This window comes from Streptomyces sp. AF1A, assembly GCF_047340315.1.
Classification (GTDB): domain Bacteria; phylum Actinomycetota; class Actinomycetes; order Streptomycetales; family Streptomycetaceae; genus Streptomyces.
In genome coordinates this window covers 1-13,322 of record NZ_JBLEBI010000188.1, presented here as the reverse complement: position 1 = coordinate 13,322, position 13,322 = coordinate 1, and the positions used below count along the sequence as shown (strand labels likewise).

General features: G+C 71.8%; 11 protein-coding genes and 1 pseudogene. 5 read left to right on the top strand and 7 right to left on the bottom strand.

Annotation, left to right across the window (positions count from 1 at the left end; genetic code table 11):
* Window positions 1-1,436 (bottom strand): AAA family ATPase (locus ACLU3S_RS31420; protein ID WP_413955367.1); only part of this gene is annotated, 1,436 nt, incomplete at its 3' end.
* Between the two features lie 227 nt (window positions 1,437-1,663).
* Here ACLU3S_RS31420 and ACLU3S_RS31415 point away from each other — a divergent pair.
* Window positions 1,664-3,700 (top strand): thioredoxin domain-containing protein, encoded by a 2,037-nt coding sequence (locus ACLU3S_RS31415; RefSeq protein WP_413955366.1) that lies wholly within the window; start codon window positions 1,664-1,666, stop codon window positions 3,698-3,700.
* 149 nt (window positions 3,701-3,849) lie between these two features.
* Here ACLU3S_RS31415 and ACLU3S_RS31410 read toward each other — a convergent pair whose 3' ends face one another.
* The 4 genes from ACLU3S_RS31410 to trhA all read right to left on the bottom strand — a co-directional run bounded on the left by ACLU3S_RS31410 (window position 3,850) and on the right by trhA (window position 7,655).
* Window positions 3,850-4,590 carry a Mut7-C RNAse domain-containing protein gene (locus ACLU3S_RS31410; protein WP_413955365.1) on the bottom strand — a complete coding sequence of 247 codons (741 nt, stop codon included), beginning with the start codon at window positions 4,588-4,590 and terminating at the stop codon, window positions 3,850-3,852.
* 33 nt (window positions 4,591-4,623) lie between these two features.
* The gene (locus tag ACLU3S_RS31405; RefSeq protein WP_413955364.1) at window positions 4,624-5,268 is read right to left on the bottom strand and encodes a TetR/AcrR family transcriptional regulator; all 645 of its coding nucleotides are present in this window, start codon (window positions 5,266-5,268) and stop codon (window positions 4,624-4,626) included.
* On the bottom strand, window positions 5,265-6,833 hold the full coding sequence (locus ACLU3S_RS31400; RefSeq protein ID WP_413955363.1) for a DHA2 family efflux MFS transporter permease subunit: 1,569 nt from the start codon (window positions 6,831-6,833) through the stop codon (window positions 5,265-5,267). Before ACLU3S_RS31400 ends, ACLU3S_RS31405 begins: the two co-directional genes overlap by 4 nt.
* Window positions 6,834-6,941: 108 nt before the next feature.
* On the bottom strand, window positions 6,942-7,655 hold the full coding sequence (gene trhA, locus ACLU3S_RS31395) for a PAQR family membrane homeostasis protein TrhA (RefSeq protein ID WP_413955362.1): 714 nt from the start codon (window positions 7,653-7,655) through the stop codon (window positions 6,942-6,944).
* A 287-nt stretch (window positions 7,656-7,942) separates the two neighbouring features.
* On the opposite strand from trhA, the gene ACLU3S_RS31390 reads away from it, so the two are divergent.
* From ACLU3S_RS31390 to ACLU3S_RS31380, 3 genes are all read left to right on the top strand, one after another.
* Entirely contained in the window at window positions 7,943-9,763 is a 1,821-nt protein-coding gene (locus ACLU3S_RS31390; protein ID WP_413955361.1) for a phosphoenolpyruvate carboxykinase (GTP), read from the top strand.
* Between the two features lie 218 nt (window positions 9,764-9,981).
* Window positions 9,982-10,902: a glucose-1-phosphate thymidylyltransferase RfbA gene (gene rfbA, locus ACLU3S_RS31385; protein WP_413955360.1), complete on the top strand. Its 921-nt coding sequence runs from the start codon at window positions 9,982-9,984 to the stop codon at window positions 10,900-10,902.
* 74 nt (window positions 10,903-10,976) lie between these two features.
* Window positions 10,977-11,156 (top strand): hypothetical protein, encoded by a 180-nt coding sequence (locus tag ACLU3S_RS31380; protein ID WP_413955359.1) that lies wholly within the window; start codon window positions 10,977-10,979, stop codon window positions 11,154-11,156.
* Between the two features lie 108 nt (window positions 11,157-11,264).
* Here the strand turns inward: ACLU3S_RS31380 and ACLU3S_RS31375 are convergent, their stop codons facing one another.
* Entirely contained in the window at window positions 11,265-11,684 is a 420-nt protein-coding gene (locus ACLU3S_RS31375; RefSeq protein ID WP_413955358.1) for a hypothetical protein, read from the bottom strand.
* Window positions 11,685-11,786: 102 nt separating this feature from the next.
* Window positions 11,787-12,998 carry a pyridoxal phosphate-dependent aminotransferase gene (locus tag ACLU3S_RS31370; protein ID WP_413955357.1) on the bottom strand — a complete coding sequence of 404 codons (1,212 nt, stop codon included), beginning with the start codon at window positions 12,996-12,998 and terminating at the stop codon, window positions 11,787-11,789.
* Between the two features lie 124 nt (window positions 12,999-13,122).
* On the opposite strand from ACLU3S_RS31370, the pseudogene ACLU3S_RS31365 reads away from it, so the two are divergent.
* Window positions 13,123-13,322: pseudogene (locus ACLU3S_RS31365) on the top strand (hypothetical protein); the annotation flags it as partial.

The window sequence follows — 13,322 nt, the reverse complement described above, 5'->3', positions numbered from 1 at the left end:
ACCCGGCCCGCCAGGGCGAGTCTGCGCAGCAGCCGCCGGGCGGGCTCCGGCTGATCGGTGTAGCGCAGCCACAGCGCCCGCTCCGCCGGTTCCACCGGGCCGTACGCCCCCAGGTCCGAGGCCAGCTGCCGCGGCGAACGCGGGCCGAGCGCCGAGCCGGCGACCCGCAGCGCCAGCGGCAGGCCCCCGCACAGCTCCCGGATCCGGTCGGCGGACTCGGCGTCGTACGGGCCCGTCGCGTCCTCGGCCGCCGCACCGAGCAGCTCCTCGGCGCCCGCCGCGTCCAGCGGCTCCACCGGCAGGTGGTGCACCCAGGCCGGGAGGTCGGCGGGCAGATTCAGGGCCGTCCGGGCGGTGACCAGGACCAGGCTGTCGGAGCGCTCCGGCACCAGCGCGCGCACCTGCTCCGGGTCCGAGGCGTCGTCCAGCACGATCGTCACCGGCAGCCCGGTCAGCTGCCGGTGATACAGCTCGCCGAGCCGCTTGACCTGCTGGTCCGGCAGGGAACGCTCCCGGAACAGCAGCTGCTCGCGGGGCGCGCCCAGCCGGTTGAGCAGGTGCAGCAGCGCGTCCCGGGTCGACAGCGGGGCCTGCTCCCCGCCGCCGCGCAGGTCCACGACCACCGCGCCGCGGAAGTGGTCCCGCAGCTCGTGCGCCGCCCGCACCGCCAGCGTGGTCCGGCCGGAGCCGGGCTCGCCGTGCAGCACGACCACCGTCGGGCGGGTCTCCGTGGTCGCCCGGGCCGCCTGCGCCCACTGCCTGATCCGCGCCAGCTCCGCCCGCCGTCCCGCGAACGGGCCGTCCGGCTCCGGCAGCTGGCCGAACGACTGCTCCAGCACGCTGCGCCTGCGCGCCGCCGCGCTCTTGTCCGCGCCGCGCAGCGCCGGACCGCCGGGTTTCTTCGGGCCGGTGGAGGCGCTGAGCATGCGCTGCTGATCGAGGAACGGGCGGACGCCCCGCACCTCCAGCGCGGTCAGCCACTGCAGCCGCAGCTGCTCCGCGCCGCCGGACTGGCCCGCCGCGCCCGCCCGGTGATGAGCGGCGGGCAGATGCGCGCCGGCGACCTTCACCACCGTGGCGGCGGCGCCCACCACGCCCGCGACCGCGCCCGCGCCCACGGCCGTGCCGGCGCCGGTGCCCAGGGACAGGTCGGCCACGGCGGCGGCGACCGCGGCGACGACGGCCACCATCAGGGCCGTTCCGGCGCCTTCCCGCGCGTACCGCTGCCCGAAGGTCAGCCGGCCGGCCTCGGCCTCCTCGAGTGCGCGGGTGTACGCCTCGTACTCCTCGGCCGCCGGCCGGGCGAGCGCGTCCAGCGCGGCCCGGGCCCGGGACAGCAGCAGCGCGCCGTCCGTCCGGCCGCCCGAGCGGCGTACCTCCTCCTCCACGGCCCTGGCCAGCAGCCGCTCCGCCTCCGCCCGATGGTCGTCCCGCATGTCCCGTCCCCCTCCGGCGACAACTCCAGTGCGTACGAGTCTCCTTGGAGCGGCGCACGAGCGCGAGAGGGCGGCGCTCACCGGCACCGCGGCCGTGCCCACCGGGAGGCCCGCTCGTTGCGCCTGCGGCTCTCCGCGCCGCGGTGCGCGGCGGTGCGACGGCGTTGCGCGCGCAAGGGCCGCGGGCCGTTCTGCGACCTGTCGCCCCTGTCGGGCAGGATGGGACCATGCCGAATCGACTGGCGCAGGAAACGTCCCCCTATCTCCTCCAGCACGCCGACAATCCCGTCGACTGGTGGCCCTGGTCGCCGAAAGCGTTCGAGGAGGCGCGGCGGCGCGGCGTGCCCGTGCTGCTGAGCGTCGGTTATTCGAGCTGCCACTGGTGTCACGTCATGGCCGACGAGTCGTTCGAGGACCGGCCCACCGCCGACTACCTCAACGAGCACTTCGTCAGCGTCAAGGTCGACCGCGAGGAACGGCCGGACGTCGACGCCGTGTACATGGAGGCCGTCCAGGCGGCCACCGGGCACGGCGGCTGGCCCATGACCGTGTTCCTCACCCCGGACGCCGAGCCCTTCTACTTCGGCACCTACTTCCCGCCCGCGCCCCGGCACGGCATGCCCTCCTTCCGGCAGGTGCTGGAAGGCGTCCAGCAGGCCTGGAGCACCCGCCGCGAGGAGGTCGCCGAGGTCGCCGGGAAGATCGTGCGCGACCTCGCCCAGCGGGAGCTCGGCGTGGGGGGCGCCGAGCCGCCCGGCGAGCAGGAGCTCGCGCAGGCGCTGCTCGGACTGACCCGCGAGTACGACCCGCAGCGCGGCGGATTCGGAGGCGCCCCCAAGTTCCCGCCGTCCATGGTGCTGGAGTTCCTGCTGCGCCACCATGCGCGCACCGGCTCCGAGGGCGCCCTGCAGATGGCCCGGGACACCTGCGAGCGCATGGCCCGCGGCGGCATGTACGACCAGCTCGGCGGCGGCTTCGCCCGCTACTCCGTCGACCGGGACTGGGTCGTGCCGCACTTCGAGAAGATGCTGTACGACAACGCGCTGCTGTGCCGCGTGTACGCCCACCTGTGGCGGGCCACCGGCTCCGACCTCGCCCGGCGGGTCGCCCTGGAGACCGCCGACTTCATGGTCCGGGAACTGCGCACCGACGAGGGCGGGTTCGCCTCGGCCCTCGACGCGGACAGCGACGACGGCACGGGCCGGCACGTCGAGGGCGCGTACTACGTCTGGACGCCGGGCGGGCTGCGCGAGGTCCTCGGCGAGGACGACGCCGCGCTGGCCGCCCAGTACTTCGGGGTCACCGACGAGGGCACGTTCGACCACGGGCAGTCCGTCCTGCAACTCCCGCAGAGCGAGGGCGTCTTCGACGCCGAGAAGGTCGCGTCCCTCAAGCGCCGGCTGCTGGACAGCCGCGCGCGGCGGCCCGCGCCCGGCCGGGACGACAAGGTGGTCGCCGCGTGGAACGGCCTCGCCGTCGCCGCGCTCGCCGAGACGGGCGCCTACTTCGGCCGGCCGGATCTGGTGCAGGCCGCGGTCGGCGCCGCCGACCTCCTCGTGCGCGTGCACCTCGACGAGCACGCCCGGCTGGTGCGGACCAGCAAGGACGGGCGCGCCGGCGCCAACGCGGGGGTGCTGGAGGACTACGCCGATGTCGCCGAGGGCTTCCTGGCGCTCGCCTCGGTGACCGGGGAGGGCGTCTGGCTGGACTTCGCCGGACTGCTCCTCGGGCAGGTGCTCGACCGCTTCACCGACCCGGAGTCCGGTGCGCTGTACGACACCGCCTCCGACGCCGAGCGGCTCATCCGCCGGCCCCAGGACCCCACCGACAACGCCACCCCGTCGGGCTGGACCGCGGCGGCCGGCGCCCTGCTGGGCTATGCCGCGCACACCGGGTCGGAGGCCCACCGCAGCGCCGCGGAGGCCGCGTTGGGGATCGTGAAGACGCTCGGGCCGCGCGTGCCCCGGTTCATCGGCTGGGGGCTCGCCGTCGCCGAGGCGCTGCTCGACGGGCCGAAGGAGGTGGCGGTCGTGGGCCCGTCGCTCGCCGACGAGGCGACGACCGCGCTGCACCGCACGGCGCTCCTGGGCACCGCTCCGGGCGCGGTCGTCGCCGTGGGCACCCCGGACAGCGACGAGTTCCCGCTCCTCGCCGACCGGCCGCTGGTCTCCGGTGAACCGGCGGCGTACGTCTGCCGTAACTTCACCTGTGACGCCCCGACGACTGATCCGGAGCGGCTGCGCACGGCGCTGACCGTTTCCTGAGCAGGTCCGGCGCCGGGAAGGTTAGCGGGCGTCGGCACAGAAGACCTCGGCCGGACTCCGGTCAGACCTCGGCCGGACTTCGGTCAGACCTCGGCCGGACTTCGGTCAGACCTCGGCCGGACTTCGGTCAGGCCCCGGCCGGACTCCGGTCAGACCTCGGCCGGACCCTGGCTTCGGCCGGCGAGGGCGCGGGCCACGATGGCCTCCAGCTGCTCGTGGTGCGCGCCCTTCCAGTAGGCGCGGGCGCATTCCGTGCACTGGGCGAAGACGTCGTACGTACGCCGGGTGCCGCCCTCGAGCCGATCGGCGACCTCCTCCTTGGTGGCGCTGCGCAGCAGGCCGTTGCAGGCGGTGCAGCGGGTCCAGGGGCGCAGGTCGGGGGCGAATCGGTCGAGGACGTCGGCCAGCTGGTCGTCGGGGCGGGTGCTGTAGACGAAGGCGCCGGCCCACAGTTCGCGGCGGCGCAGCAGACCCCGGTCGCGGCTGAGCATCACGCGCTTCTCGGCGGCCGAGCGCGCGGCCAGCGCCGCGTCACCGATGTCGGTCGACTCGTACGCCGTGTCGACGCCGAGCAGGCGCAGCCGGCGGGCCAGGGTACCGAGGTGGACGTCGAGGAGGAAGCGCAGCGGGGCGCCGGGAACCCGTTGGGGGCGCTCCACGGCACGCACGCGGACCGTCTCGCCGGCCTTCGGGATGTGCGAGGCGGGCACCTCGCGGCCGTCCACCACCAGCGCGCCGACCTCGGTCAGCGGCACGCCGAGGGACTCGATGACGTGGCCGAGCGTCGAGACGCCGTCCGTGCCGAGCACGGTGGCACCCGCGCGCCGGGCCGGCGGGACGAACAGCCTGAGTCCGGGGGCGACTTCGACGTGGATCTCGGTTGCGCTCACCCCGTCAGCATCGCACGGCGCGCGCCGCGGGCCTCAGCGGTTTTCGCCGGGCAGGCCGTGCTGCAGGACGTCCAGGCTGCGGTCGACCAGGGCCGCGAAGTCGTCGTGGTGCCCGTGTTCGGCCCAGTACATGGACGTCTCCATCAGGCCGCCGATCAGGGACATGGCGTAGACGCGCACCTCCAGGCTCTCCGGGTCGCGGCCGGTGCGCTCGCCGATGGCCCGGCAGAGCATGCGGCCGGTCACCGACATGCTCTCCATCATGCGCGAGCGCACCGCGGGGACCTGCACCATGAGGTGGGTGCGCAACCGGGAGATCCGCCGGTCCTCCTCGACGCCGAGCTGTACGGCCCGGCGCATCACGTGGCGGATGGTGTCCGGCCAGGGTTCCTCGGCGGGCCGCTGCCGGATCTCCTCCAGGATGACGCTGTCGTACTCGTCGGTGAGGACGATGTCCTCCTTGGTCGGGAAGTAGCGGAAGACGGTCGACGGCGACACCTCCGCGCGCTCGGCGATCTGCTCGATCGTCGTGGCGTCGTAGCCCTGCTCCTCGACGAGCGCGTAGGTCGCCGCGCGGATGGCCTCGCGGGTCTTGATCTTCTTTCGCTCGCGCAGCCCCAGGCGGGGCCGGTCGGCGGAGGAGGTGCTGGTGGGGCGTGCGGCCGTCATGCCGGTCATTGTCCGGCATCCGCCGCCGGGGCGGCCACGGCCGGTGCCTCCTCCCGCTCCGTGCGCCGTGCCGGGGGTGCGGCGGGCAGCAGCAGGGCCGCGAGCAGGGCGGCGACGAGCGAGGCGGCGGCGCACACCAGCAGCACCAGGGTCATGGCGTGGACGTACGAGGCGTCCGCGGAGGCCGCCAGGTGGTCCGAGTGCAGCTGCGCGGCCGCCACGTGGGCCGCGACCACGGACTCCTCGGCGCCGTGCGCAACCGGCCCGGGCAGCCCGGCCACGTCGAGCCGGTCCCGGAAGGCGCTCGCGAGGAGGCTGCCGAGCAGGGCGATGCCGACCGCGCCGCCGACCTGCCGCAGCGTCATGAGCAGTCCGGAGCCGCTGCCGGCCCGGTCGGCGGGCAGGGCGCCGAGCGCGCCGTCCATCGCCGGGACGACCGAGAAGCCGAAGCCGAGGCCCGCGATCGACAGCCACAGCGCGGTGAGGCCGTAGCCGTCGTGCACGCCGGTACGGCTGCCGAGCAGCGCGGCGAAGGCGAGCACGGCCAGGCCGGCGGCGACCACGCCCCGCGCCCCGAACCGGGCGACGACCGGCTGGGCGCCCTTCGCCGCGATCATCAGCCCGCCCATCATCGGCAGCAGCCGCACACCGGTGCCGAGGGCGTCGTGGCCGAGGACGGCCTGCAGATAGGCCGGCAGCACGAACATCAGGCCCGACAGCACGAACATCACCAGCGTCGCCGCGACGGCGTTCAGCAGGAAGCCGCGTTGGGCCAGCAGCCCCATGTCGAGCATGGGGCGGGGCCGTCGGCGTTCGCACAGCACCAGGGCCGTGAGCAGGACGCCGGCCACCGCGAACATCGCCAGTACCAGGGCGTCGGCCCAGCCGCGGTCGGGAGCCTCGATGATCGCGTAGATGAGGGCGGCCAGGCCGGTCGCGGTGAGCGCGGTGGAGACGGCGTCGACCCTGGGGGAGGCGGGGTCGCGGGTCTCGGGCAGCAGGAACACGCAGGCGGCGACGGCGAGGGCGGCCATCGGCACGTTGATCAGGAACACCGAGCCCCACCAGAAGTGGCCCAGCAGCCAGCCGCCGATGATCGGGCCGAGCGGCAGGCCGAGCGCGGACGCGGCGGAGATGAGGCCGACGGCCTTGCTGCGCTCGTCCGGGCCGAACAGCGAGGGCAACACGGACAGCGCGAGCGGCATGATCAGCGCGGCGCCGGCGCCCATGACGGCGCGGGCCGCGATCACCCCGTGCACGTCCCCGGCCAGGGAGCCGGACAGCGAACCGGCCAGGAAGACGCCGAGTCCGGCGATGAGCATCAGGCGCCGGCCGAACCGGTCGCCGAGCAGGCCCGCCGGGAGCATCAGCGCGGCGAACACGACGACGTACGCGTCGGCCATCCACTGCTGCTGCCCGGTCGTGGCACCGAGCTGCCCGGCCATGGTCGGCAGGGCCACGTTCAGGATCGTCGAGTCGAAGCCGAGCACGAGCATGCTCACGACCAGGGCCCCGAGGGACCACCAGCGCCGGGGGTCGGGCCGCGCGCCTTCGGCAGGAGTGACAGTCGCCATGGAATGAAGGTAACTCTCAAAATCATTAGACTGTCAATCGGTAGGAAGTGTCAGGGAACAGGAAAGGCCACGGCTCGTCCGAGCCGTGGCCTTTCGGGGCGGGAGTGGCTAGGTGTGCTGGTACGCCACCAGGGAGATGCAGACGTAGTGCACGACGAATGCCGCGAGCGTGAAGGAGTGGAAGACCTCGTGGAAGCCGAACCAGCGCGGTGAGGGGTTCGGCCGCTTGATGCCGTAGATCACGCCGCCGGCGCTGTACAGCAGCCCGCCGACGATGACCAGGACCAGGACGGCGATGCCACCGGTGCGCAGGAAGTCGGGCAGGAAGAAGACGGCCGCCCAGCCCATCGCGATGTAGCAGGGCGTGTACAGCCAGCGCGGGGCGCCCACCCAGAAGACCCGGAAGACGATCCCGGCCGCCGCCGCGGCCCAGATGCTCCACAGCAGCCACTGGCCCTTCGCGCCGGGCAGGAGCAGCAGGGTCAGCGGGGTGTAGGTGCCCGCGATGATCAGGAAGATGTTGGCGTGGTCCAGGCGCCGCAGGACGCCGTCCATGCGCGGGCTCCAGTTGCCCCGGTGGTACAGCGCGCTGATGCCGAACAGCAGGCAGGCGGTCAGGACGTAGATCCCGCAGGCGATGCGGCCACGGGTCGAGTTGGCGAGGGCGGTGAGCACGAGGCCCGCGACGAGTACGGCCGGAAACATGCCCAGGTGCAGCCATCCGCGGAGCCTGGGCTTGACCGGATGCGACAGGGAGAGCGCGCCGGGACCGCGGCCACCGGCCGGCGTGTCCATGGGCGCGTCGGGGGCGGACGCAGTCATGCGGGGCATGGTACCTACGCCTCCGTAAGTCGGGTGTGAGCGCCTGCCATGGTCGTTCGGACGCAAAAAGACCTTCAGGTAGATCCAAGCTGCGCGCCAAGGGAACGTAAACGAGCCTGGAAACCGTGGGCCTGCTCACCTCGCTCACCTGTGAGGCCCCCTGGACATATGGGCACCCACGTCGGATACGATCAAATGAGTGCAGTCGGCACCGGATGAGCACCGAAGCGTCCGGGTCGCAGCCCCCACGGGGCAACAAGGACAAAATCCCTCACTTAGGAGCAACCGTGGCGCGCGACATATCGGCTTCCAGCGTCCCCACCAACCATCAGGAACTGATCTCGTGGGTGAACGAGATCGCCGAACTGACGCAGCCGGACAGCGTGGTCTGGTGTGACGGCTCCGAGGCCGAGTACGAGCGGCTGTGCGAAGAGCTCGTGGCCAGGGGCACCTTCAAGAAGCTCGACCCGATCAAGCGCCCGAACTCCTACTACGCCGCCTCCGACCCCTCCGACGTCGCGCGCGTGGAGGACCGCACCTTCATCTGCTCCGAGAAGGAGGAGGACGCGGGCCCGACCAACCACTGGAAGGCCCCCGCCGAGATGCGGGAGATCTTCACCGGCGAGAAGGGCCTGTTCCGCGGCTCCATGCGCGGTCGCACCATGTACGTGGTGCCCTTCTGCATGGGCCCGCTCGGCTCCCCGCTGTCCGCGATCGGCGTGGAGATCACCGACTCCGCCTACGTGGCCGTCTCCATGCGCACCATGACGCGCATGGGCCAGGCCGTCCTGGACGAGCTCGGCGACGAGGGCTTCTTCGTCAAGGCCGTCCACTCCCTCGGCGCCCCGCTGGAGGAGGGTCAGGCGGACGTGCCGTGGCCGTGCAACTCCACCAAGTACATCTCGCACTTCCCCGAGGACCGCGAGATCTGGTCGTACGGCTCGGGCTACGGCGGCAACGCCCTGCTCGGCAAGAAGTGCTACGCCCTGCGCATCGCCTCCGTCATGGCGCGTGACGAGGGCTGGCTGGCGGAGCACATGCTGATCCTGAAGCTCACCCCGCCGCAGGGCGAGTCCAAGTACGTCGCCGCCGCCTTCCCGAGCGCCTGCGGCAAGACCAACCTCGCCATGCTGGAGCCCACGATCTCCGGCTGGACCGTGGAGACCATCGGCGACGACATCGCGTGGATGCGCTTCGGCGAGGACGGCCGTCTGTACGCGATCAACCCCGAGGCCGGCTTCTTCGGCGTCGCGCCCGGCACCGGCGAGCACACCAACGCCAACGCCATGAAGACCCTGTGGGGCAACTCGGTCTTCACCAACGTCGCCCTCACCGACGACGGCGACGTGTGGTGGGAGGGCATGACGCAGGAGATTCCGGCCCACCTCACGGACTGGAAGGGCCGCGACTGGACCCCGGACTCCGCCGAGCCCGCCGCCCACCCCAACGCCCGCTTCACCACCCCTGCCGCCCAGTGCCCGATCATCGCGCCCGAGTGGGAGGACCCCAAGGGCGTGCCGATCTCGGCGATCCTCTTCGGCGGCCGGCGCGCCAGCGCGGTGCCGCTGGTGACGGAGTCCTTCGACTGGAACCACGGCGTCTTCCTCGGCGCCAACGTGGCCTCGGAGAAGACCGCCGCGGCCGAGGGCAAGGTCGGCGAGCTGCGCCGCGACCCGTTCGCCATGCTGCCGTTCTGCGGCTACAACATGGGCGACTACATGGCCCACTGGATCGACGTGGCCAAGGACAAGGACCAGTCCAAGCTGCCGAAGATCTACTACGTCAACTGGTTCCGCAAGAACGACGAGGGCAAGTTCGTCTGGCCCGGCTTCGGCGAGAACTCCCGTGTCCTGAAGTGGATCGTGGAGCGCCTGGAGGGCAAGGCCGAGGGCGTCGAGACGCCGATCGGCATCCTGCCGGCCAAGGGTGCCCTCGACACCAGCGGCCTGGAACTGTCCGACTCCGACCTCGACTTCCTGCTCTCGGTCGACAAGGAGGTGTGGCGCGAGGAGGCCGCCCTGGTCCCCGAGCACCTCAACACCTTCGGCGACCACACCCCGAAGGAGCTGTGGGACCAGTACCGCGCGCTGGTGGAGCGCCTGGGCTGACACCCGCACAAAAGACCCCGCGGCCGGTCCGGATGCCCTGACCAGCGATCGTCACGGCCGGCCGCGGTGCAGGCGGCACGGCAACGGGCCCGGGGCCCGCACCGTACGAAGGCGTACGGAGCGGACCCCGGGCCCGTTCCTCTTGCGTGAATCATCTGATTCGTACGGTAGGCGCGCAAAAAAGCCGTATTCGCGGATTATTCACCTATGGTGCTGCCATGCGTGGAATTCTCCTGGCCGGGGGTACCGGCTCGCGACTGTGGCCCTTGACCCGTTCGGTGCCGAAGCAACTGCTGCCGGTGTTCGACAAGCCGATGGTGTATTACCCGCTTTCCACACTTGTGATGGCCGGTATCAGCGAAATTCTGATCATCACCACACCCGAAGAGCAGGGGCAGTTCCGTCAGTTGCTCGGCGACGGCAGCCAACTGGGACTGCGCCTGGAATACATGGCGCAGGAGACGCCGAAGGGAATTGCCGAGTCCTTCCTCCTGGGTGCCGACTTCATCGACGGCGAACCGGTCGCCCTGATCCTCGGCGACAACATCTTCCACGGAAGCGGCCTGGGCACCGGGCTGGCGCGGCATCAGGAACCGGCGGGCGGACGGGTGTTCGCCTACCAGGTCGCCCATCCCTCGGCGTACGGCGTGGTGGAGTTCGACGGCTCGGGGCGGCCCCTGTCCATCGAGGAGAAGCCGGCCCGGCCCAGGTCCCGCTACGCCGTGCCCGGCCTGTACTTCTACGACCACCGTGCCGTGGACATCGCCCGCGGGCTGCGGCCCAGCGCCCGGGGCGAGTTGGAGATCACCGACCTCAACCGCGCCTACCTGGAGGCCGGGGCGCTGCACGTCACCCGGCTCGACCGGGGCACCGCGTGGCTGGACACCGGGACCTTCACCGCCATGATGCGGGCCGCGGAGTTCGTCCGGGTGATCGAGGAGCGCCAGGGTCTGAAGGTCGGCTGCCTCGAGGAGGCGGTCTGGCGGGCCGGCCTGATCGACGACGACCGGCTCAGGGATCTGGCCCGGCCGCTGCTCAAGAGCGGATACGGCGACTATCTGCTCGGGCTGCTCGAGGAATCCCGTCCTTTCGTCACCCAGCAGAGAAGCGCGGACGTCCCGAAAGCGCGCAGGCGCTGAGGGGCGCGGCGGCGCCGCGTCGCCCGCCCGTGTGCGGGTACCCGGTTTTCACCGGCTGAAGGAGTGATGGGCCCATGGCAGGCGGTGATGAATTCTACTCGTCCGACCGTCCGGAGCATCCGCAGATGGCGGAGGACCGGCCGCGCGGCGGAGGTCCGGAGGACCGCGAGGCCGGGGTGGGACCAGGGCGCGTATGGCTGTGGTGGATCGTGATGGCGGTGGTGATCCTGATCCTCTTCTTCCTCTTCATCTGAGGATCATCCGTGGATTGTCGATTGCCCCGCCCGGGGTGTGTGGCGCCCGGTCCGCGCGTCGCTGCGGGTGCACGCGGACCGGGGCCGACCAGGGGACCCGTGGGCGGGTCAGTGGGCCGCGCTCAGCGTCCGCGGACCGGCCAGTGCGGCCGTGTGGGCGTCCATGCGCTCGGCGGAGAGGATCGCCGCCGCGGTGTCCGCGCGCGACGCGGCGACGACCAGGGCGCGGCCGGCGAGGGCGTGGGCCCGCTGGTGCAGGGCCCGGGGATCGGCGCCGGTGGCCGCCGCCGAGCGCACCGGAGCCTGCCCGTCTCGCAGGCGGGCCACCTGCGCCGCCAGGCGCTCCCCTGCCGTGTCCAGGTCGGCGGACGGCGACAGGGCGCGCAGCTCGTCGGTGACCGCGAGCAGCGCGGCGAGATGCCCGGCGAGCTGGATGTCCAGCTCCTCCTCGCGGGACCGGTGGGGGAAGTCGGAGGGGGTGCCGGCCATCGTGCTGTGGACCGACTTGGCGCGGATCGGTTCGTACATGGGATGGCCTCCTGTGCGCTGACAGGAAACCATCCTAGCTTGGAATTCGTCTAAAGTTGAGCGGAGTCACGGACTGAAGCGCCTCGGCTACGGTGGGCTCGGCTACGGCTGGCCGTATCCGTCCAGGAAGTTCCCGATCCTGGTCACGGCGTCCCTGAGGTCCCCGACCGCCGGCAGCGTGACCACCCGGAAGTGGTCCGGCTCGGGCCAGTTGAAGCCCGTGCCCTGCACCACCATGATCTTCTCCTTGCGTAGCAGGTCGAGGACCATCTGCCGATCGTCCCTGATCTTGAAGACCTGGGGGTCCAGGCGCGGGAAGAGGTACAGCGCGCCCTTCGGCCGCACACAGCTCACGCCCGGGATCTGCGTCAGCAGTTCGTAGGCGGTGTCCATCTGTTCCTTCAGCCGGCCGCCCGGCAGCACCAGGTCGTTGATCGACTGGCGTCCGCTGAGCGCGGCGACCACGCCGTGCTGGCCCGGCATGTTGGCGCACAGGCGCATGTTCGCCAGGATCGTCAGGCCCTCGATGTAGGAGTCGGCGTGGGCGCGGGGGCCGGAGACCGACATCCAGCCCACCCGGTAGCCGGCCACCCGGTACGCCTTCGACATGCCGTTGAAGGTGAGCGTGAGCAGGTCGGGGGCGATCTTCGCGGTCGGGGTGTGCCGGGCGCCGTCGTAGAGGATCTTGTCGTAGATCTCGTCGGAGCAGACCAGCAGGTTGTGCCGGCGGGCGATGTCGGTCAGGCCCTTGAGCATCGCCTCGTCGTAGACCGCGCCCGTGGGGTTGTTCGGGTTGATGATGACGATGGCCTTGGTGCGGTCGGTCACCTTGCGCTCGACGTCGGCGAGGTCCGGCATCCAGTCGGACTGCTCGTCGCAGCGGTAGTGCACCGCCGTACCGCCGGACAGGGAGACGGCCGCGGTCCACAGCGGGTAGTCCGGGGCCGGTACGAGGACCTCGTCGCCGTCGTCGAGCAGGCCCTGCATCGCCATCACGATCAGCTCGGAGACGCCGTTGCCGATGAAGACGTGCTCGACGTCCGTCTCGATGCCGATGGTCTGGTTGTGCATGACGACCGCGCGGCGGGCGGCCAGCAGGCCCTTGGCGTCGCCGTAGCCGTGCGCCGTGGAGACGTTGCGGAGGATGTCCTCCAGGATCTCCGGGGGGCACTCGAAGCCGAAGGCGGCCGGGTTGCCGGTGTTGAGCTTGAGGATGCGGTGCCCCGCCGCCTCAAGCCGCATGGCCTCCTCGAGAACCGGACCCCGGATCTCGTAACAGACGTTGGCGAGCTTGGTCGACTGGATCACCTGCATGCCCGTGAGCTTACGGCCCGGTAACGCCTCCTGCAGGGTGTTATCCGCCACGTGAGACGGAGGTTTGCCCGGATATCGCCGACGGCTGTCTCAGGAGTCACTTGCGTCCATAGAATCCGCTGTCATGTCCAGCGAACGCGAGTATGAGACGGCGGCGCGGGGGGCGTCCGGACCGGGACAAGAGCCCGATGTCCAGCCGGCCGTGTACATCCCGCAGCCGGCTCAGGCCCCGGCGTACGAAAGGTACTCCGACCCCGCCGCCGCCCACGGCTGGGAGAACGCCTACGACGAGACCCGGGAGCTGCCGCCGGTGGTGGACTCGGG

Excerpts from the sequence above, each read along its gene's own strand:
- ACLU3S_RS31415 (WP_413955366.1), top strand. The coding sequence starts at position 1,664 with ATGCCGAATCGACTGGCGCAGGAAACGTCCCCCTATCTCCTCCAGCAC.
- ACLU3S_RS31405 (WP_413955364.1), bottom strand. The coding sequence starts at position 5,268 with ATGACCGGCATGACGGCCGCACGCCCCACCAGCACCTCCTCCGCCGAC.
- ACLU3S_RS31400 (WP_413955363.1), bottom strand. The coding sequence starts at position 6,833 with ATGGCGACTGTCACTCCTGCCGAAGGCGCGCGGCCCGACCCCCGGCGC.
- trhA (WP_413955362.1), bottom strand. The coding sequence starts at position 7,655 with ATGACTGCGTCCGCCCCCGACGCGCCCATGGACACGCCGGCCGGTGGC.
- rfbA (WP_413955360.1), top strand. The coding sequence starts at position 9,982 with ATGCGTGGAATTCTCCTGGCCGGGGGTACCGGCTCGCGACTGTGGCCC.
- ACLU3S_RS31380 (WP_413955359.1), top strand. The coding sequence starts at position 10,977 with ATGGCAGGCGGTGATGAATTCTACTCGTCCGACCGTCCGGAGCATCCG.
- ACLU3S_RS31375 (WP_413955358.1), bottom strand. The coding sequence starts at position 11,684 with ATGTACGAACCGATCCGCGCCAAGTCGGTCCACAGCACGATGGCCGGC.
- ACLU3S_RS31370 (WP_413955357.1), bottom strand. The coding sequence starts at position 12,998 with ATGCAGGTGATCCAGTCGACCAAGCTCGCCAACGTCTGTTACGAGATC.